This is a genomic window from Streptomyces sp. NBC_01341 (assembly GCF_035946055.1).
Classification (GTDB): domain Bacteria; phylum Actinomycetota; class Actinomycetes; order Streptomycetales; family Streptomycetaceae; genus Streptomyces.
Genome location: NZ_CP108364.1, coordinates 817,488 through 836,555 on the forward strand (window position 1 = coordinate 817,488; position 19,068 = coordinate 836,555).

The 19,068-nt window shown below is 69.9% G+C and carries 10 protein-coding genes; 2 read left to right on the top strand and 8 right to left on the bottom strand.

Features of this window, described 5'->3' with window-relative positions; translation table 11 throughout:
* Positions 1-130 precede the first annotated feature (130 nt).
* Both OG206_RS03685 and OG206_RS03690 read right to left on the bottom strand, forming a co-directional pair.
* Positions 131-772 (bottom strand): substrate-binding domain-containing protein, encoded by a 642-nt coding sequence (locus OG206_RS03685; protein ID WP_327112103.1) that lies wholly within the window; start codon positions 770-772, stop codon positions 131-133.
* Positions 720-1,769, bottom strand: a complete 1,050-nt coding sequence (locus OG206_RS03690) for a LacI family DNA-binding transcriptional regulator (RefSeq protein WP_327112105.1) — start codon at positions 1,767-1,769, stop codon at positions 720-722. The genes OG206_RS03685 and OG206_RS03690 overlap by 53 nt, the downstream gene beginning before the upstream one ends.
* A 284-nt stretch (positions 1,770-2,053) precedes the next feature.
* Here OG206_RS03690 and OG206_RS03695 point away from each other — a divergent pair, with 284 nt between their 5' ends.
* The gene (locus tag OG206_RS03695; protein WP_327112107.1) at positions 2,054-5,473 is read left to right on the top strand and encodes a glycosyl hydrolase; all 3,420 of its coding nucleotides are present in this window, start codon (positions 2,054-2,056) and stop codon (positions 5,471-5,473) included.
* A gap of 1,041 nt (positions 5,474-6,514) precedes the next feature.
* Here the strand turns inward: OG206_RS03695 and OG206_RS03700 are convergent.
* Complete coding sequence (locus OG206_RS03700) at positions 6,515-10,411, bottom strand: S8 family serine peptidase (protein WP_327112109.1); 3,897 nt, start codon at positions 10,409-10,411, stop codon at positions 6,515-6,517.
* Positions 10,412-10,488: 77 nt separating this feature from the next.
* Entirely contained in the window at positions 10,489-12,771 is a 2,283-nt protein-coding gene (locus OG206_RS03705) for a M4 family metallopeptidase (protein ID WP_442805792.1), read from the bottom strand.
* A 797-nt stretch (positions 12,772-13,568) separates the two neighbouring features.
* Here OG206_RS03705 and OG206_RS03710 point away from each other — a divergent pair.
* On the top strand, positions 13,569-14,117 hold the full coding sequence (locus tag OG206_RS03710) for a GNAT family N-acetyltransferase (RefSeq protein WP_327112111.1): 549 nt from the start codon (positions 13,569-13,571) through the stop codon (positions 14,115-14,117).
* Here the strand turns inward: OG206_RS03710 and OG206_RS03715 are convergent.
* The 4 genes from OG206_RS03715 to OG206_RS03730 all read right to left on the bottom strand — a co-directional run bounded on the left by OG206_RS03715 (position 14,106) and on the right by OG206_RS03730 (position 19,001).
* Positions 14,106-15,179, bottom strand: coding sequence for an adenylate/guanylate cyclase domain-containing protein (locus OG206_RS03715; RefSeq protein ID WP_327112113.1), 1,074 nt, complete (start codon positions 15,177-15,179; stop codon positions 14,106-14,108). The two genes, OG206_RS03710 and OG206_RS03715, sit on opposite strands and share 12 nt — an antisense overlap.
* Positions 15,176-15,604 carry a universal stress protein gene (locus tag OG206_RS03720; RefSeq protein ID WP_327122174.1) on the bottom strand — a complete coding sequence of 143 codons (429 nt, stop codon included), beginning with the start codon at positions 15,602-15,604 and terminating at the stop codon, positions 15,176-15,178. Before OG206_RS03720 ends, OG206_RS03715 begins: the two co-directional genes overlap by 4 nt.
* 218 nt (positions 15,605-15,822) lie before the next feature.
* On the bottom strand, positions 15,823-16,230 hold the full coding sequence (locus tag OG206_RS03725) for a PPOX class F420-dependent oxidoreductase (RefSeq protein ID WP_327112115.1): 408 nt from the start codon (positions 16,228-16,230) through the stop codon (positions 15,823-15,825).
* 386 nt (positions 16,231-16,616) lie between these two features.
* The gene (locus OG206_RS03730; RefSeq protein WP_327112117.1) at positions 16,617-19,001 is read right to left on the bottom strand and encodes an excinuclease ABC subunit UvrA; all 2,385 of its coding nucleotides are present in this window, start codon (positions 18,999-19,001) and stop codon (positions 16,617-16,619) included.
* Positions 19,002-19,068 lie beyond the last annotated feature (67 nt).

Sequence of the window (19,068 nt, forward strand, 5' to 3'; positions counted from 1 at the left end):
CAGGACTTACTGCCAGGGGAATACGAAGTTGTAAAACGTTTCAATCGCGGGCTCAGAGGACCGTAAGGCGCACACGGTGAGGCGTCAAGGGTCGGTGCAGGATGCCTGGGCGCCCTGCCGTGCTGCGGGACTACAGTCCGGCCGTGGTCCCGGTGACGCCGGCCCTCACCGGCAGGCTCGAAGGGCGGATCACCAGCTCGGGCTTGAACACCGGCTCGGTCGGCGCCGCCCCGTCCGTGACCTCGCGCAGCAGGATTTCGGCAGCCTGCCTGCCGATCGCACGAGCGGGCCGGCGCACCGTGGTGAGGGCGACGCCTGCGGTCTCGTCGAAGTCGAAGTCGAAGTCGATGTCGTCATAGCCGACGATCGTCAGGTCGTCCGGAACGGCAACGCCCAGCCGCGTCGCCGCGTTCACCGCGCCGATCGCCAGCAGGTCATTGGCCCGGCCGACTTGGACGCACTGCTGGCCGCCGCCGGTGCGCTGCCCGCCGGCGGTCCCGTCGTCGACTGCGGCGACCCGCGGTTCCTGCCGCCGGGTGACATGCCCGCGCGTATCCGGGAGGTCTACCGGGAGCGCGGCACCGAACTGGCGTACGGGCAGGCGGCGCTGGTGCGTTGTGTCCTGGACAGCCTGGCGCTGGCCTACCGCGATACGCTCGACGAAGCCGAACGGCTCAGGAAACGGCAGGCGCCGGGCGTGCCCGCGGCGCGCGACCTGGTCAGGGAGCGGAGTCGCGGACGACGAGGGTGGGGGCGAACACCCGGGAGGCATGGGTATGTTCGCCCGGGGGCGCCTCCACCTCGTCGAGGAGCAGCTCGACGGCAGTGCGGCCCAGATCCTCGACGGACTGGCGGACGGTGGTGAGCGGCAACCCCGACAGCATGGCCACGTCCAGGTCGCCGAACCCGGCCACACGGATGTCCGCCGGCACCTGTACGCCGTACTCAAGTAGCCCGCGGACCAGCCCTGCCGCCAGGAAGTCGTTGGTGCAGAACACACCGACGGGCGGTTCGGGCGCCGTGGCGAGCGTGCGGGCCACGGCCGCTCCGGTGGCGAGCGTCATCTCCTGCACGGTGACCTCCACCAGCCGGACTCCCGGCCGGTCCCGGACCGCCTCCTCGGCGCCCCGGTAGCGGTCGGCACACTGCTGGATGTCCCGGCTGCCGTTGACCACCACGACCGTCGCACCGCCGGATTGCCCGCCACGGTGCGCGAGGAGTTGCTCGACGGCAGTGCGGCCCCCTCGTACGTCGTCCACGGCGACCGAGCAACCGTCCGCGGTGGAACCCGCGCGGTCGGTGGTGACCAGCGGAATGCCGCGCCGACGCAGCCGGGCAAGGCGGCCGGGGTCGGCGGCCACCGGGACGACGATCACGCCGGCGGACCGCTGGTTGGCGAGCATGTCGAAGTACGACTGCTCACGCTCGGGATCGTCGCCACTGTGGCACAAGGTCAGTGAGTAACCGCGCTCGTAGGCGGCGTCGGCTGCGCTGCCCGCGATCCGCGCGTAGAAGGAGTTGACGATGTCGGGCACCACCAGACCCAGCGCGCGTACCCGGCCGCTGCGCAGGCCGACCGCCCCCGGGTGGGCCACGTAGTCCAGCTCTCGTACGGCTCGCAACACGCGCTCCGACGTCTGGGCGGTGACACGTCCGGGACGATTGAGCACGTTCGACACCGTGGCCACCGACACTCCGGCCAGGGCGGCGACGTCCTGAATCCGGGCTGTCCGCCGCGCGGAGGTCGACCCGCCGGCTTTCTTCGTCATGCCGCCAACCCACCTTCTCCCAACCGTACAGCTGCACACCCTATTGGACCCGGACCAGCGCCCCCTCGGCCGGATCGGCTGCAGCGGGTGGACACCGCCGTACCCGTTGACGCTGATGATGCGCGGTCCTAGGGTTCAGGTCTTGTAAAACGTTTCAAGAGCCCGGGTCGTGCTGCCTCTCACTGCCCTGATGTGCCCTCGCCCCGCACCGGGCCCTACCGCTGCCGGACGTCTGCTACTGGAGCCCTCCGCATGCCGGCCACCCTCTTCTCCGAGGAGCGACATTGAACGACACTCCAGCCGTACGGATCGTGACCACGGCGGACGGCCCCCCACTTTCTCGCCGGTCGGTACTCGCGCTGGCAGGCGCAGCCGCACTGGCCGCGAGCATCCCTCTCACCGGCACCGCTTCGGCGGCCACCGCATCGGCGACGGCCGCCGGAGCGTTTCGGACGGACTGGTTCGCCGACCCGCGCCCCGACAGCAGACCCACCATCCTGTGGTACTGGAACGGCACCGTGACCACCGACCTCGTCCGCGCGCAGCTTGCCGACATGCGGGACAAGGGGATCCACGAAGTGCTCGTCTTCCCTTTCGAGACCGAGCAGTTGCGCCCGGTGTTCTTCAGCGAGGAGTGGTTCTCGATCATCGAGTTCACCCTCCGCGAGGCAGAGCGCCACCACATGCACCTGTGGCTGTTCAACGACGGCCACTTCCCGAGCGGCAGGGCGGGCGGACTGGTCGTCGGCGGCGGCCGAGTGGGGGGCCGTGAACTGCCGCCGCGACCGGAACATGGCCTGAAGGGCGTCGGGTTCACGCACCTGGACGTTGCTGGAGGTGCCAGCGTGCCCCTCGTCGCCCGCGGTCTGTCGGTCACCGACGGCCGGCTCCTGGTGGACGCCCAGGCGCGAGACGGCGTCACCCTGCTGCGCGACGGATCCGACTGGCGGGACTACGACGTGCACGCCACCGTTCGCATCGAGAAGGGCACCGCGGGGCTGATGGTGCGCAGCGCCGACGAAGCCAACGGCCTGCTGGTCGATCTGCGCGCGGACGGCGGTATCGATGTGTGGCGCCAGCGGGAAGGACGGTTCGAGAACGCCCGCGAAGGCTCACCCGTGAGTGGCTTCGACCCTTCCAAGGACCACAGCCTGGCGGTTGTGCTGCGCGGCGCCCGCGTGCAGATCTCCCTGGACGGGACCGACCTGCCCCACCTCGATGACGCCGTCTTCACCTCCGGCAAGGTCGGCGTCCGGGCCACCGCGGACCAGCGCTCCGCATGGAACGCCCTGTCGGTGCGCGACGCCGACGGCGCGGAGCTGTACCGCGAGGAGTTCGACGCCTCCGATGCCCTGGAGACCTTCGCTCTGCCCAAGCCCGCCCCACTGGTCGCGGCGACCGCCCGGCCCCAGGGTTCGACGTCGACGTCCCTGGACGACCTGGTGGACCTCACCGACGCCGCCCGCGCCGGGGACACGTGGAAGGCGCCGCCCGGCAAGTGGCGGGTCGAGCTGTTCCCGCTGCGGGACCTCGCCCAAGGTCCGGGAGTCGGCCACCACTACCTGGACCTGCTGGACGACAAGGCGGTCGACCTGTTCCTCGACACCGTCCCCGGCGAGTACGTCCGCCGGTTCCCGTGGGCGATCGGCGGGGTGCTGCGCGGCTTCGCCGACGACGAGCCCTTCCTCGCATCGGCAGACGCGCACCTGAACACGGTCCCCTGGTCACCGTCTCTGAACAAGGAACTTCACCGGCTCGGTGTGCGGCCGGGGCCCGCGCTGTCGGCGGTCCACACCGACCTCGGCGCTGAGGGCGAACAGCTGCGCGGGGCGTTCTGGCGTGCGGTGTCGAACCGGTTCTCCGCCGCGTACTACCGCCGCCAGGGCGAGTGGATGGACAAGCGGGACCTGCGCTTCATCTCCAACCCGCTGTGGGACGAGTACGGCCCGGCGGAGCAGGTGCGCAGCTCCGGCAACCTGAACACCAGCCACCAGTGGGCACAGGTTCCGGGCACGGACCTCATCTTCGACCACTATCAGCGCGGTTATCACCGCACCCTGCCGCGGTGGGCCGCCAGCGCCGCCCACCAACTGGGCAAGGAACGTGTCTACTTGGAGGCGATGGGAGGCACCGGCTGGCCGGTCACCCCGGCTCTGACCCGTGCGGTCGTCGGTGCGTTCGCGGTGCGCGGCGTCAACCACACGCTCCTGCACGCCAGTTTCAGCGACGAGAAGCAGATCGCCTACCCGCCGCCGTTCCAGCCGGTGAACCCCTGGTGGGACAAGTCGGCGCCACTGAACGAGTGGATCGGTCGGCTGATGGAAGCCTGTCGGGCCCCGGCGCGCCCGCGCACGGCGCTGGTGCAACCTCAGCGAGCCGCCGAGGGCTCGCAGGACACAGCCGCCGTCGAACAGCTCGACCGGGATTTCACCGCCGCTGTCCACGCGTTGGAGGACCGTCAAGTCGACTTCGACCTCCTCGACGAGGGCGCCCTCGACGACGACCCCGCGCTTCGGGCGACCGCGCGGCCCGAAGGGCCGCGACTGGTCGTCGGCCGACAGGAATACCGTGTGGTGGTGCTTCCTCCCACCCACACCCTGGCTCTGGGCACGGTCGAGACACTGCGGCGTTTCGCGCGGGGCGGAGGCACGGTGGTGGCCGTCGGGGCCCCACCCGAACGGGAGGCAGGCGGCGACCACACGGCCCTGCGCACAGCCCTGCGCCGCCTGTTCGCATATGAGCAGTCGGTCCACCGCGTATCCGACGCGACGGCGGCGGCCACCGCGGTGGTGTCCGCCGGCGCGGCCGCCGCGTCGCTTTCCCCGCACACAGCCGACGTACGGGTGATGCGGCTCCAGCACGGCCGGGACACCGCGTTCGTCGTGGCCAACGAAGCGGAGAAGACGGTGGAAACCACCCTCACGCTCCCGGCGTCCGGAGTGCCGGAGCTCTGGGACCCGGACACCGGAAGCACCGCACCGGCGGGCGTATGGCGCTCCGCTCCCTTCCCCGGCCAACGCGCCGCGGGAACAGCCGTGGAACTGCGCATCGAGTCGAAGGCCACCCTGCTCGTCGTCGTGCGGGCCGAATCCCGCGAACCCCTCCACGCGGAGTCGGCTTCCGCGCCCGTACAGCACATACGCAGAGCGGACCGAGGCAGCGCCTTGGCGACGGTCCGGGCGGAGCTGCCCGGTACGGTCACGGTGACCGCGACCGACGGCCACCGCCGCTTCAAGGGAAGCGCCGAGGTGACCGACACGCTCTCTCCGGTCGCCCTCGACGGGGACTGGACCATCCGCCTCGACCGGGACGGGGCCGAGAGCCTCACACGGCCGCTGGGCTCCTGGACCGAGCTCGACGCCCGGCACTCAGGGTCGGCCGACTACGAGAAGACCGTCGAAGTCGATGCGGCCACCCTGGCCGGCCGACGCTGGACGCTGGATTTGGGTACGGTCCGGGAGATGGCCCACATCGTCGTCAACGGCCAACCGCTGGGCTCGCGGCTGTGGCCCCCCTACCGCATCGACATCACCGAGGCGCTGCGCCCGGGACGCAATACCGTGCGTGTTCGGGTGACCAACACGGGCGCCAATACCCGCGGTGAGAAGGTCGTCTCAGGACTGATCGGCCCGGTGGAGATGCACCCCTGGCGCGAGGTGGAGGTGCCGCTGGCGCCGGTACGGTCCGTCGGCGGCAACGAGTAGGCCCACCGCGTGTTCCTGGGGAATCCTCGTGGGCGACCCCGCTCGCTCGTAGCGACCAGTTCCGAGGGGCCGGCATTCGGAGGCTCGCCGACGGTGAGAGTAGGACGCCCAGATGTTGCCGACGGGAGAAGGAAGGTGTGTTCGATGTCGAAGCGTCGCAGGAATGCCTGCCAGAGCAGGTCGACGGTGGTTTCGGTGGCGTCGGAGCCCGACCACCACAGCCATGCTCAGTCCCGGCTGCGTGACCTCTTTCCCTTCCCGACACACGGCACGTTGCACTTCCTGCGTGCTGCGCTGCGCCGCCCCCGTGGCCTGAGTCGGACAGGGACCGCCTGCCGTCGGGCCATGTGACGCGCCATCCGCTCCAGCCCAAGAATCATGCCCAGGCGCCGCACTGCAGGTCACAGGTCAGCAAGCGGGACACGTCCGGGACGCGTGCTGACCTGAAGGGGGCACATGATGCCCCTGACCCGGGCACTCCGTCGACTAGGCTCCCTGCCTGCGTTTTTGCAGGTCAAGGGCGGTGCGGCCAGAGTACTACGAGTCGCATGTCCGGGCAGGGTCAGCAGGTTTTTCAGGACTGATGCTGAACCCAATGCCGACTGTCCTGACGCACCGTCAGGGAGCATGGTGAGGCTTCCGCCGACCTCTGCACACACTTCGAGGGGGCCCGCGGTGCGGGCGCTCAGCCTCCCGGCCGAGCACGAGCTCCGGCACCACTGCAGCAACCCCCGATGCCGTCATACCGCCTGCGCCATCTGATACCTCGCCCGTCGGCGAAGGTCCAGGACAGCGCCACCACGTCTCGCTGCTGTAGGTCCGACGGGCTGCGAGCACCGGCATCAGGATGTCAGCGTGGCGGGAGTTTCTCAGAATCTGTGCTGACCACTTGCTGACTGGCGTCGCGCCCGGCCTTACGGACAGTGATCTCGCCGGGCGTCCTGGGCGCTGCCGGACGAAGAGGCGGGTGCCAGGGCCCGAAGGCCCTGGCACCCGCCTCTTGCGCCGGGGCGGTTCACGTCACCGGTGGCTGCCGGCGACTCACTTGGGGCCGCGCTGCAGGAACGCGCGGACCACGGTCTGCTGGATGCCGTTGCCTTCCCTGTCCGTCGCGGTCACCCGCAGTGTCACGTAAGCGTCGCCGTGTATGTACGACGGTCGCTGCAGGTCGGCGATGAACTGCCCGCGCTTGCCGCGTTGCGTCGCGTGCACCGTTGTCCAGTTCTTCCCGTCCTCGTAGGACGCCTCGACCTTCATCTTCACCCATCGCGGGGCGGGCATCCCGTCCTGCATGCGAACGTTGAAGCCGACCTTGTGGGTGCGTGCCCGGTCCACCGCGTTCTTGACGTCGACCGGTACGTCGTAGTCGAGCTGGAGCAGCGGCAGCATGGTCGGGCGTGCCACGGTGTCGGAGCGGAACGTCCACGACGTGCGCGTGTCGGTGGCGAATTGCCAGTCGTCCGATTCGCGTGTCGTCGTCAGATCCAGTTTGTATGTGGCCTTGCCCGGGGGGACCTCCAAATTGCCCCAGGCGCCCAGGTCGGACACCGCGATCTGCTTGCCATTGCGGTACAGCACCGCTTTGGCGGTGTCGGGCACCGTGTCGAGCCTGCTGTTGTCCGCCGTGGCCGTGCCTGCGCCGCCCTCGCCGCCGACGCCGTCGCCGATGCCGCCGCCGAAGGCCGGCAGCTCGGAGAACGACCAGTGTCCGGGGCCGGAGTCGGTGAACTCCGGCACGTACACCGACAGGGTGTCGCCGTTGCGTACCGACTTCGAGGAGAAGCCGCGGGGGATCGAGGGGCGGACCACAGCTCCGAACCATCGCTCCGTGGCGCGCTGGCCGGGCCGGTAGGTGTGCGGGGAGTCCTGCGACCCGGCGCCCAGGGCGAGGTCGGGATTCGGGACGACGTTGTGGTGCACCGTGTGGCTCCACAGCGTGTCCGCGTCACTGCTCACGTACTCGAGGCGTTCCTGACCCACCGGCACGTAGCGGCTGTACTGGTTCCACGCGGTGTCCTGGTACTTGCGCCATCCGAACCGTTGCTCGCTCGCCCACGTCGAGGCGCCGGTGCGCGTGTAGGTGGCACGGACCTGCGCGGTGTTGCGATCCGAGACGATGTAGACCATCCGCTGAGGGATGGAGCCCTTCGAGACCGGCATCACGTCGTACAGATACGGGCTGCGAACCGTGCCGGAGAACTCCAGCGTCGTGGTGCCCTTCTTGATGCGATCCAGCAGTGGGCCCCCGTTCTTCCAGTTGGTCCGCATCGACGGCAGCTCCAGGCGGTCACCGTCCGGTTGCCACCGGGTCCAGGCGGCACCTCCGACCGGCTCCCAGGCGAAGAGCACCGCCTTCGCCCCCGCCTCAGCGGCGAGCCGCGAGAACCCGGCGTAGTCGCCCTCGGGCCAGGTGTATCGGGCCACAGCCAGCTTGCCGCGTACATTGCGGAGATCTGGCACCGTCACAGACCCGGCGTCCACGGCGGTCAGCCGTGCACCCTTGTCCCCGAAGACCGGGGAGAACGGCTCGTAGTTCGGAGTGAACTTCTGCGAGCTGCCGGCGATCTTCGCCTGCAGTTGGGGGGCCACCATCTGCCAGCGCGAGGTGTACTCGAAGGCACCGTCGGTGACCGGAGCGGTGGGGCTGACGTAGAGATGATTGACGGTGTCGAAGTACAGGGCGCCCTGGAGCAGACCGTGACCGTCGATCTGGCGGTACAGCATGGTGCTGATGACGCCGTGCTGTTCGGCGGGGCGCGGCGTGCGGATCTTCACCTCCGTGACGTCGGCGGCGTCCAGCGTCACCGTCATGTCCTTGGTGACTTTGACCTCGGGGACGACGATGTCGCCCACCTGGTCACCGTCCGGCGTCTGGTCGTAGAAACCGGCGTTGAGGTAGTACGTCCCTTCCTCCACGACGGCGACCGCATTGTCCCTGTCGGCGTACGGCACCCAGCCGGCGGGGCTCCAGATGTTGGGCAGCACGCCCGGCGTGACCTTGCCGTTGCGGTCCCGCACGACCACGGTCAGCCGGTGCTGCGGGGCGTGCACCACGAGGGAGACCGTGGTGTGCGCGACCACGTCGCCGGCCGCGGACTTCGCGGTGACGTATCCGTAGAAGTTGCCGCGGACGGCGTTCGTCGCATCGACGCGCAGCGGCACGTCGGCGGTGGCGCCGGCGGCCAGTTGCACGGTGCTGGAGCCCAGGCTGACCACTCCGGGCGGGAGTGCTCTGCCGGTGTCGGTTGCCAGGCCGGCCTCGAGGGAGAGGGTGAGCGGCTGATCGCCTGTGTTGGTGTAGCGAACGGTGGCGGTCTGCTGCTGCCCTGCCGCGCCACCGATGTGCAGCGGGGTGAGGGTGACGGAGCCGGTGGCCCTGACCGAGCCCATGGCTGTGGCGAGATCGATGCGACCGCCACCCTGCTCGGTCACCTTGGTGCCGGCGACCATGTGGGCGGTGCTGGTCAGTGCGTCCTTGAGCTGCTGCGCCTGCCAGTCGGGGTGCTGCTGGGCCAGCAGGGCGGCGGCGCCGGCGACGTGCGGGGTGGCCATGGAGGTCCCGGACAGCGAGACGTAGTCGGCGTCGACCGGGTCGCCCAGGGTGGTGCCGGCCGCGCGGGCAGCGACGATGCCGACGCCGGGGGCCGTCACGTCGGGCTTGACCGCCCCGTCGCCGAAGCGCGGGCCACGGCTGGAGAAGGGGGCGAGGGAATCGTCACGGTCGACGGCCCCCACCGTAAGCGCGGAGTCAGCCGCGCCCGGCGTGCCGACGGTGGACGGTCCCGGGCCGTCGTTGCCGGCCGCGACGACGAAGAGCGTTCCGGTGGAGGCGGTCAGGGTGTTGACGGCCTCGCTCAGCGGGTCGGTGCCGTCGGTCTCGATGGGCGCACCGAGACTCATGTTGACGACCTTGGCGCGCTCGTCGGTCGCCCACTCCATGCCGGCGATGATGCCCGACTCGTCGCCGTAGCCGTTGTCGTCCAGCACCTTGCCGATCAGCAGGTCGGCCTTGGGGGCGACACCGCGGCGGGTCCCGCTGGACGCGCTACCGCTGCCGCCGACGATCGAGGCGACGTGCGTGCCGTGCCCGAAGTGGTCACCGGTGTTCCCACTGCCGGAGAAGTCCCTGGCCTGCGAGATGCGCCCGGCGAGGTCGGGGTGGCCGGCGTCAACGCCGGTGTCCAGCACGGCCACCTTGACGCCCTGGCCCTCGTAGCCCGCCTTCCACGCGGTGGGGGCGTTGATCTGCGCGGTGCTGCGGTCGAGCAGCGCCTTCACCTTGCCGTCCAGTGAGATCCGCGGGGTGACTGCCGAGCGGGTGGCGTCCGACGATCCGCCCCGGTTCAGGGTCTTCCAGAACGTGCCCAGGTCGTCGTCGGCGATCCGTAGCGATCGCGCGTGGATGCTCTCCAGGTCACGGAAGGGGGTCGCGGCAGCCTTGAGTGCCACGAGCCGGTCGGCCGTGGCCGTGGCGGCCTTCGACGCCTGCGCCGTGACTCTGGCCCCGGCGCGCGTCGGCACCGGCTGCGAGGAGACGATCAGTGGCAGCGCGGAGGTGTGGGCCTCGTCGTAGCCATCGGCGATCAGCGCCGTCACATCGAAGAGGCGTCGGTCCAGGGTTCCTGCGGACACCAGCCCTTGGGCGTCGAACGGCATCACGGTCAGCGCCTTGTCGTCCCCCTCCAGCGTCCGGAACGGGATGTGCTCGCGTCCGGGGCCGGGCTGCACCGACGCGGTGTGCCGGCCGTCGGGGAGCGTTGTCACGGTCACCCGGTCGCCGGTCACCAGACGTACGGTCGCGGAGTGGGCCGCGGGCGCGGCGGTGGGACGGGTGGCGGTCCCGGTGCGGTCCGGCTGCGCCGCCAACGCGGCCGGCACGACTCCGGCAACCAGTATCAATCCTGTCGACGTCGCCGCCATCAGGCGGATTCTAGACATCAGTAAGGCACCTCTCGTATGGCTGGGGCGATCGGCTGCGATCACCAGCGTTGTCCGGCTGGGGGGCGGGGCACCACTCAGAAGGTGAGCTTCCAGCTGTTGATGTGGCCGCTGTCATGGTGGTACGCGTCCTGGACCTTCAGCTTCCAAGTGCCGCTGGCGGTCTCGCTGGAGGCGTTGACGGTGTAGGTGGCGACGACATTGGCCGCAGAGTCGAAGCCGTTGGACTTCTTCAGGTGGTAGAGGCTGCCGTCGGGGGCGACCAGGTCGACGACCAGGTCACCGCGGTAGGGGTGCACGATGTTGACGCCGACCGCCAGGCTGCTCGGCGCGTTACCGGCCCGACCGGAGACCTTGACGGTGGAGTACACGGCCGCACCGGCGTCCGGCACCTGCACGTCGGTGGTGTTGGTGAAGACATTGCCGCCGGCCGTGGAGACCCCCCAGCCGAAGGTCGCCGAACCGGCGACCTTGGAGGAGTCCTTGACCTTGACCGTCACGGTGCTGAGGCCGGTGGCGGTCGGCGTCCCGGAGATCAGACCCGTGGTCGCGTTGATCGACAGACCCGCCGGCAAACCGGTGGCGGAGTACGACAGCGCTCCTGGGTTGTTGCTGCCGGCCTCGACCTGCAGGCTCGCGGGGGTCTTGACAACCGTGTTCTGGTCCGCGGGCTTGCTGACCGTGACGCGGGCGACGACGCCGATGGCAGCCCAGGTGTTGGCGACCGTGTTGTAGGTGGCGCTGCCTGCCCCCCAGAGGTCGGCAGCGGCCTGCAGGGTCTGGGAGCGGGCGCCTGAGTAGTCGGTGGTGGAGGTGAAGCGCTCGGTCAGGGCCTTGAACCAGAGCTTGGCGGCGTTCTCCCTGCCGATGCCGGGCACCGCCACACCGTCGGCGGTGGGGCTGTTGTAGCTGACGCCGTTGATCACCTTCGCCCCGCTTCCCTCGGACAGCAGGTAGAAGAAGTGGTTCGCAGGGCCGGACGAGTAGTGCACGTCCAGATTGCCGAGACCGGCGGACCAGTTGTCCGGCGAAAGGCCGTCGCGCGAGGGCTTGTCCAGGTAGCGCAGCGGGGTGCCGTCACCGTAGAGGTCGATCTTCTCGCCGATGAGATAGTCGCCGACGTCGTTCGCGTTACTGGCGTAGAACTCGGCCGACGTGCCGAAGATGTCCGAGGTCGCCTCGTTCAGGCCGCCGGACTCACCCCCGTACGCCAGATTCGCGGTGGCGCTGGTGACGCCGTGACTCATCTCGTGGGCGGCTACGTCGAGCGAGGTCAGCGGGTGCTTGTCGCCGTCACCGTCGCCGTACGTCATGCAGAAGCATCCGTCGTCCCAGAAGGCGTTGTTGTAGGCGACGCCGTAGTGGGCGCGGGAGTAGGCAGCGACTCCGTCGTTGCGTATTCCGTTGCGGCCCAGCACGTCCTTGTAGAAGTCCCAGGTGACCTGGGCACCGTAGGCGGCATCCACGCCGGCGGTCTCGGCGTTGGACGCCGTGCCGTCGCCCCAGATGTCGGTGGAGTTGGTGAACAGCGTTCCGGTGCCCGAGGTGCGGTGGCTCAGGTCATACGTCTTGTGACCGCCACGGGTGTTGTCGGTCATGCTGTACGTCGAGCCCGACAGCGTGGTCCCCAAGTCGACCTTGCCACTGTGCTCACTGTTGCCGACGCCGGTCTTGATCTCCTGGTACTCGAACAGCTTGGTGCCGGTCTCGCCGTTCGAGATGACGTGCAGCCGGCTCGGGGTGCCGTCTTCCTGCAGGCCACCGACCACGGACTCCCAGGCCAGGACCGGGGCTCCGGAGGCCGCCCAGACCACCTTGCGGGAGCTGGTCACCGTCGGGCTGGTGGCCCCTTTCGCCTTGGCGCGGCCGAGCGCGAGGGTCTTCGCCGATGCGGCGGAACGGGTCGCGGTGGTGCTCGGCACGCTGATGCGCGCCTCGGTGGCCTTGTCGGCCCCCTTCGAAGCCCCGTCGGCAGCCGTGTGCACGACCAGGTCGCCGCCGAGGACCGGGAGTCCCGCGAAGGTGCGCTCGTAGCGGGTGTGCACGGAGCCGTCGGCGTCCTTGAGGACCGACTTGGGGACCAACTGTTCCTGTGCTCCCAAGTGCAGCGACCGGGCGGTTGCCGCCCGGCCCGTCAGAGCCGCTCCGAGGAGCCTCGCCTGCTCCGCGGCTGAGAGCTGGACGGGCAGTGCGCCCGCCCGGGGCTGGACCCGGACCGCACCGGCGTGCGCCTGGGCCGTACCGGCCATCGCGGTGCCGGACGACGCGGTGACAGCGAGCACCGTTGCGCCGGCTATCAGCGCGCCTGCGACCGACTTGCGAGGGGATGGTCTCACTCGGACTCCTTCTGCGGCAGCCATGGGGTGGCGGCCGACGAACAGCTTGCGTAGGGGGCATTCGGTGCTGCCCGGTTGGACCTGACGGCGCAGACAGGCCGGACGTGGCCGTTGTGGTGGCGACTACTGCGCTGAAAAGAAACGATGCGTACGGCTAAACATGAAACCCTCCGCAAGGATTGGCTAACAGCGCCCGAATCGTCACTAGTGCCGGGTGTCGACCCTGCGACATGTCTCATCAGCGACACGCGTCGCCCCGCCCGCCGCCGCGACATTGCCAGCGGGACGGGGACCGTCAGGTATTACGTGTGTCTCGTCCCGATAAAGCCGCCTGCCGGGCCGGCCGCGATCCGCTCTCCGAGGCGATCCGCACCATCGCCTCTCCTGGCCGTTGCCCTCATCCGGCCTGGTCTGATGCCACGTGCGTGCTCTCCGCAATGCCGGATGCCCTGCTGAGCAATGCTCCGGCCGGACAGAAATCACATACCGGCCACTGACGTGGCGCGCGGCGCCGTCCCCCGCGGGGTTACCCGATCCCGTAATACAGCCAGATCCTGGCGACGTCGGCCGGGACGAATGCCGTCACCGAATGTTATGGCCCCACAACTAGCTAACGTCGAAGCATAGTTGGGGCCGGAATTGTGCAGCGCTTCGCCGGCCCTTTCCCGGGTCGGGCTCGTCGGCGACAGTCTCAGCAGAGTGGTGCGACGGCCAGCCCGAGCAGCGTGCCCTCGGAAGGGTGTTCAACGAGGTGCCGGAGTTCTGCTCCCGGGTTCTGAGCCGGGAAGGGTGTCATGGGGGTGTGCGATAGGTTGCCCGCCATGACTGCACTTGGGCCCGCCGCCTGGCCGCCCGCCCCGATAAGGGCGGAGCGGCTCGTACTCCGCGCGTCGGAGGCCCGGGACCGTGCGGCCTTCATCGAGCTGTTCGCCTCGCCTGAGGTGGGCACGCACATCGGTGGCCCGCGGCGTCGTGATGAGCTCGAGCGCGCGGTGCCCGCGGTGCCCGGCCGGCGCCCCGGTCTCTTCGTGGCAGACCTCGACGGAGTGATGATCGGCATGATCACGTTCGATCGCCGCGACGCACAACGTCCGGGCCACGTCCGTCCGGAGGCCGGGGAGGCCGAGCTCGGCTACATGTTCCTCCCGGAGGCGTGGGGACGCGGCTACGCCTCCGAGGCCTGCGCAGCCGCACTCGCCTGGTTCGCCGCCGCCCTTCCCGGCGAGCCGTTGGTGCTGTCCACGCAAGCAGCCAACGACCGCGCGCTGCGCCTCGCGGCGAGACTGGGGTTCACCGAGGTGGAGCGGTTCGAGGAGTACGGCGCCGAGCAGTGGTTCGGTGTGTGGTCCCGGGAGCCCCTAGCGGGCTGAGGCGGGCCGCAGCAACACCGGACGCAGCCTGCTGTACCCACGCACCGACACGGGGCGGAGTCCCCTGAGCGCGTACGCCGTCATGCCGGCGAGTTCACCTGCGAAGGCCGTGTCCACCAGGACTGTGCCGGGGCGGGCCACCGCGGTGAGGCGGGCCGCGATGTTCACCGCCGCTCCGTACACGTCGCCGTAGCGGCCGAGGACGGCACCGTGCGCCAGTCCGGTCCGCATCTGCGGCAGGCCGTGCTGGGCTGCGGCGCGCGCGGTGAGTTCCAGGGCGATGTCGGCGGCCGCGGAAGCGGATTCGCAGACGAAGAGCACCTCGTCGCCGATGGTCTTCACCACACGGCCGTGCCCTTCGGCGACGACGTCGCCCGTGAGGCTCTCGAAGCGGTCGAGCACCCCGGCCAGTGCCCTGCTGTCCAGTCCCCGGGTCATGCGCGTGTAACCGACCATGTCGGTGAAGCCCACCGCCCGGTCGCGGACGTCGGCGTCCTCGTGGGACGGCGCCGGCCGGGCTTCCCCCTGGTCTCCCGGTCCGGGAACCCGGTGTCCGGCCGGCGTGTCCTCCGCCGCGGCGAGCACCTGCCCGGCATACGCCGCGAGGTGCCGGCGCCACACATGCCGTTGCAGTAGTTCCAGCTCCGGGAGCAGTTGCCCCGCGCGTTCCAGCCACGCGCTTTCGTCGGCGGGGTCACCGGCGTCACGGTTCACCCAGGACCGGAGGGCGAAGACCTGCCATTCGGCGAGCCGGGACAGGTGGTGTCCCAGGGCGCGCGCCATCATCGTCTCGCTTTCCTCGGTGATGAGTCCGGCCTCGATGAGCCGCTCCCCCGCCCGCAGGGCGTCGACGTCGGCGTCGGTGAACACCTTCGCGTCGTCGTCGGCCACGGGGAAGCCGAGCGCACGCCAGATCTGCACGGTGCGTCCGGGCCCTACACCGGACCGCTCGACGATGTCCCGCCTCGTCCAGACGCGGCCACCGCCGAGCAGGACCTTCTCGACGGTCAGGTGCGGTTCGCCGGGGACGGACGAGGCGGGTATGTCCTCCGGCGCACTCATGTGGTGTGCACGATCAGCACGTCGAGGCCCGCTTTCCTGGCGATGTCGGCGGGCACCGAGCCGAGGATGCGCCCCGCGAGCGAGCGCAGTCCGCGGTTGCCGACGACCAGGAGATCGGCCGAGGTCTCCCGGGCGACCCGCACGAGGGCGGCAACCGGTTCGTCCTGCACCGCGACCGACCGCACCGTCACCACACCCTGGCCGCGAGCCCGGTCCCTGGCGATACGCAGGGTGTCCTCGGCGGGTGCCGAGCCCACCACCTGGTACGCCTCGGAGCCCAGCTGGTCCTGCGCCACGGCCAGTTCGGGCCCGCGCATGGGCATGTACGCGCAGGTGATGACGAGTTCGGCCTCGCACACGGCGGCGAGTCGGGCCGCGCCCTCGACCGCCGCGAACGACGACTCCGATCCGTCCGTGCCGACCATGACAGTCCGATAGGCCACCGCGACAACCCCCTTACCAGAAAGTAAACTTACTTCGGAGTAAGGTAGAGCGAGGCCGTCCCGCGGGCAAGAGGGCAGGATCCGCGGCGAGCACTGAGGACACCACCGGCACCGGCGACGGCGCCGCGCCGTCACCCACGGGACGGGAGCGGCGCCGACCGGCCACACATCGGGCGGCGTCGTGCGCGACGGCCGTGGTGTCAGATCGAGCCCACCACCTTGCGCGGGGTGATGCGGACGACGACCCGCTCGGCGTCCTCGTGCGAGGCCGGGTTGAAGTCGGCGTAGGCCTTGCCTGTGTACTTCCGCGAGAGCACGTCGATCAGCTCCTGCCCGCCCTCGGTGGTCAGCACGGCCGAGCCCCGCACCTCGGCGTAGGTGTAGGGCGCGTTCGGCGGGTTGATCATCACGCTGACCCGGGGGTCGGCGCGCAGGTTCTTCTCCTTCCGGCGGCCGACCGTCGTGGACACCAGAAGGTCGTCCCCGTCCCGGCCGAGCCAGGTGACGGACAGCTGGGGGCTGCCGTCCGGCTGGATCGTGGCCAGGGTGGCGAAGACCGGGGTGTCGTCGATGAGCTTCTTGAGGTCGTCCGAGAGTCCGGTGGACACGGGGCGGTTTTCCTTCCCTAGGCTGACTGCTGCTGTCCCCTTACCGACTGCCCGTCCGAGGGGATCAGCAACGGACAGCCTGCAAAGTCGCGGCTTCCCTCGGCAAATCTCCGCCCACGCCGTCACGGGGCCGGACCACGGGCCCGAAGCGCCTCGACACCTGGACGGGGGCGGTCCCCCGCGCCCTCGGCGCCGGAACATGGCCGCCGGCCTTCACCCGTCCGGCCGCATCCGGACGGCCCGGGCGCTCCGCCGTCGCCTGCCCGGTGGCGCGTTGGTTCACCGCGCGCTGCCGCTGAGTCCGGCCGGGCTCCCCATCGGGTCGAGGGGTGCATGACCGGACGGTCACGGACCCCTCGACGCCTACGGCCCGGAGGCCCGGGCCGTCAGGCCTTCACGTAGGCCGCGAGGTGCTCGCCGGTCAGGGTGTAACCGTCGGCGACCAGGTCGGCAGGGGTGCCCTCGAAGACGATCCGCCCACCGTCGTGTCCGGCGCCGGGACCGAGGTCGATGATCCAGTCGGCGTGGGCCATCACCGCTTGGTGGTGCTCGACCACGACGACCGACTTCCCCGAGTCGACGAGCCGGTCGAGGAGGCCGAGCAACTGCTCGACATCGGCGAGGTGAAGGCCGGTGGTCGGCTCGTCAAGGACGTACACGCCGCCCTTGTCGCCCATGTGCGTCGCCAGCTTGAGCCGCTGGCGCTCGCCGCCGGACAGCGTGGTGAGCGGCTGGCCGAGGCGGAGGTACCCCAGTCCGACGTCCGCGAGCCTGCCGAGGATGCGGTGCGCGGCCGGCGTGTGGGCGTCCCCCGCGCCGAAGAAGTCGGCGGCCTCGGTGACCGACATCGCGAGCACCTCGCTGATGTCGCGTCCGCCGAGGTGGTAGTCGAGCACCGACGCCTGGAACCGCTTGCCCTCGCACTCCTCGCAGACGGTGGCCACGCCGGCCATCATCGCGAGGTCGGTGTAGGTGACGCCGGCCCCGTTGCACGTGGGACAGGCACCCTCCGAGTTGGCGCTGAACAGTGCCGGCTTGACGCCGTTGACCTTGGCGAACGCCTTGCGGATCGGGTCGAGGAGTCCGGTGTACGTCGCCGGGTTGCTCCGTCTCGATCCCTTGATCGGACTCTGGTCGACGGACACGACATCCTCGCCGGCCGGGATCGACCCGTGCACGAGGGAGCTCTTGCCGGAGCCGGCCACACCCGTGACGACGACGAGCACCCCCAGGGGGATGTCGACGTCGATGTCCTGGAGGTTGTGCGCTGTCGCGCCGCGGATCTCCAGCGTGCCGGTGGGCTTGCGCACCGTCTCCTTGAGGACGGACCGGTCGTCGAAGTGACGGCCGGTGACGGTGTCTCCGGCGCGCAACTCCTCGACGGAGCCCTCGAAACAGATGGTGCCGCCCTCCGACCCGGCGCCGGGACCGAGGTCGACGACGTGATCGGCGATCGCGATCGTCTCCGGCTTGTGCTCCACGACCAGGACCGTGTTGCCCTTGTCCCTCAGCCGCAGGAGCAGGTTGTTCATCCGCTGGATGTCGTGGGGGTGCAGTCCGATGGTGGGTTCGTCGAAGACGTAGGTGACGTCGGTGAGCGAGGACCCGAGGTGGCGGATCATCTTGACGCGCTGCGCCTCACCGCCCGACAGTGTGCCTGCCGGCCGGTCGAGCGTGAGGTAGCCGAGCCCGATCTCCACGAAGGAGTCGAGGCTCCGGCCGAGCGCGGTGAGCAGCGGAGCGACCGACGGGTCGTCCAGGCCGCGGACCCACTCCGCGAGGTCGCTGATCTGCATCGCGCACGCGTCGGCGATGCTGATCCGCCCGATCTTCGACGACCGGGCTCCCTCGCTGAGCCGTGTCCCGTCGCACTCCGGGCAGGTGGTGAAGGTGACCGCCCTCTCCACGAACGCCCGGATGTGCGGCTGCATCGCTTCCTTGTCCTTGGACAGGAACGACTTCTGGATCTTGGGGATGAGACCTTCGTAGGTGAGGTTGACGCCTTCGACCTTCACCTTGACCGGCTCGTGGTGAAGGAAGTCGTGCATCTCCTTCTTCGTGAACCTGCGGATCGGCTTGTCCGGGTCGAGGAGGCCGGACTCGGCGTAGACCCGGACGGTCCAGAAGCTGTCCGACTTCCAGCCGGGGATGGTGAAAGCACCGTCGGAGAGCGATTTCGAGTCGTCGTAGAGCTGGCTCAGGTCGATGTCGGAGACCGTGCCCCTGCCTTCGCAGCGCGGGCACATGCCGCCGGTGCGGTTGAAGGTCGCCTTCACTGCCTTCTTCGCCCCGCGTTCGACGGTGATCGCACCGCTCGCCCGGACCGACGGGACATTGAAGGCGTAGGCGCTGGGCGGTCCGATGTGCGGCTTGCCGAGACGGCTGAAGAGGATGCGGAGCATCGCGTTGGCGTCCGTCGCGGTGCCGACCGTGGAGCGGGGGTCGGCGCCCATCCGCTGCTGGTCGACGGTGATCGCGGTCGTCAGCCCGTCCAGCACATCGGCCTCGGGACGTCCCAGTGTCGGCATGAAACCCTGCACGAAGGCGCTGTAGGTCTCGTTGATCAGCCGCTGCGACTCGGCGGCGATGGTGCCGAACACCAGGGAGCTCTTGCCCGATCCGGAAACTCCGGTGAACACCGTCAGCCGCCGTTTCGGAATGTCGACGCTGACGTCCTGGAGGTTGTTCACCCGCGCGCCGTGCACACGGATCAGATCGTGGCTGTCGGCGGCGTCCAGCTCGGGCGTAGGCGTGCCCGTCCTCGTGGCCATGCTCTTCCTGTCTCCATCCGTCACGCGGGGCCGCGGCAGCGGTCTCCGCAGATACAGCCCCGTGCCC

Bases quoted from the DNA above. Each gene is read 5' to 3' on its own strand.
- OG206_RS03710 (WP_327112111.1), top strand. From the start codon at position 13,569: ATGACTGCACTTGGGCCCGCCGCCTGGCCGCCCGCCCCGATAAGGGCG.
- OG206_RS03730 (WP_327112117.1), bottom strand. From the start codon at position 19,001: ATGGCCACGAGGACGGGCACGCCTACGCCCGAGCTGGACGCCGCCGAC.
- OG206_RS03715 (WP_327112113.1), bottom strand. From the start codon at position 15,179: ATGAGTGCGCCGGAGGACATACCCGCCTCGTCCGTCCCCGGCGAACCG.
- OG206_RS03685 (WP_327112103.1), bottom strand. From the start codon at position 772: ATGCCTCCCGGGTGTTCGCCCCCACCCTCGTCGTCCGCGACTCCGCTC.
- OG206_RS03690 (WP_327112105.1), bottom strand. From the start codon at position 1,769: ATGACGAAGAAAGCCGGCGGGTCGACCTCCGCGCGGCGGACAGCCCGG.
- OG206_RS03705 (WP_442805792.1), bottom strand. From the start codon at position 12,771: ATGGCTGCCGCAGAAGGAGTCCGAGTGAGACCATCCCCTCGCAAGTCG.
- OG206_RS03700 (WP_327112109.1), bottom strand. From the start codon at position 10,411: ATGTCTAGAATCCGCCTGATGGCGGCGACGTCGACAGGATTGATACTG.
- OG206_RS03720 (WP_327122174.1), bottom strand. From the start codon at position 15,604: ATGGTCGGCACGGACGGATCGGAGTCGTCGTTCGCGGCGGTCGAGGGC.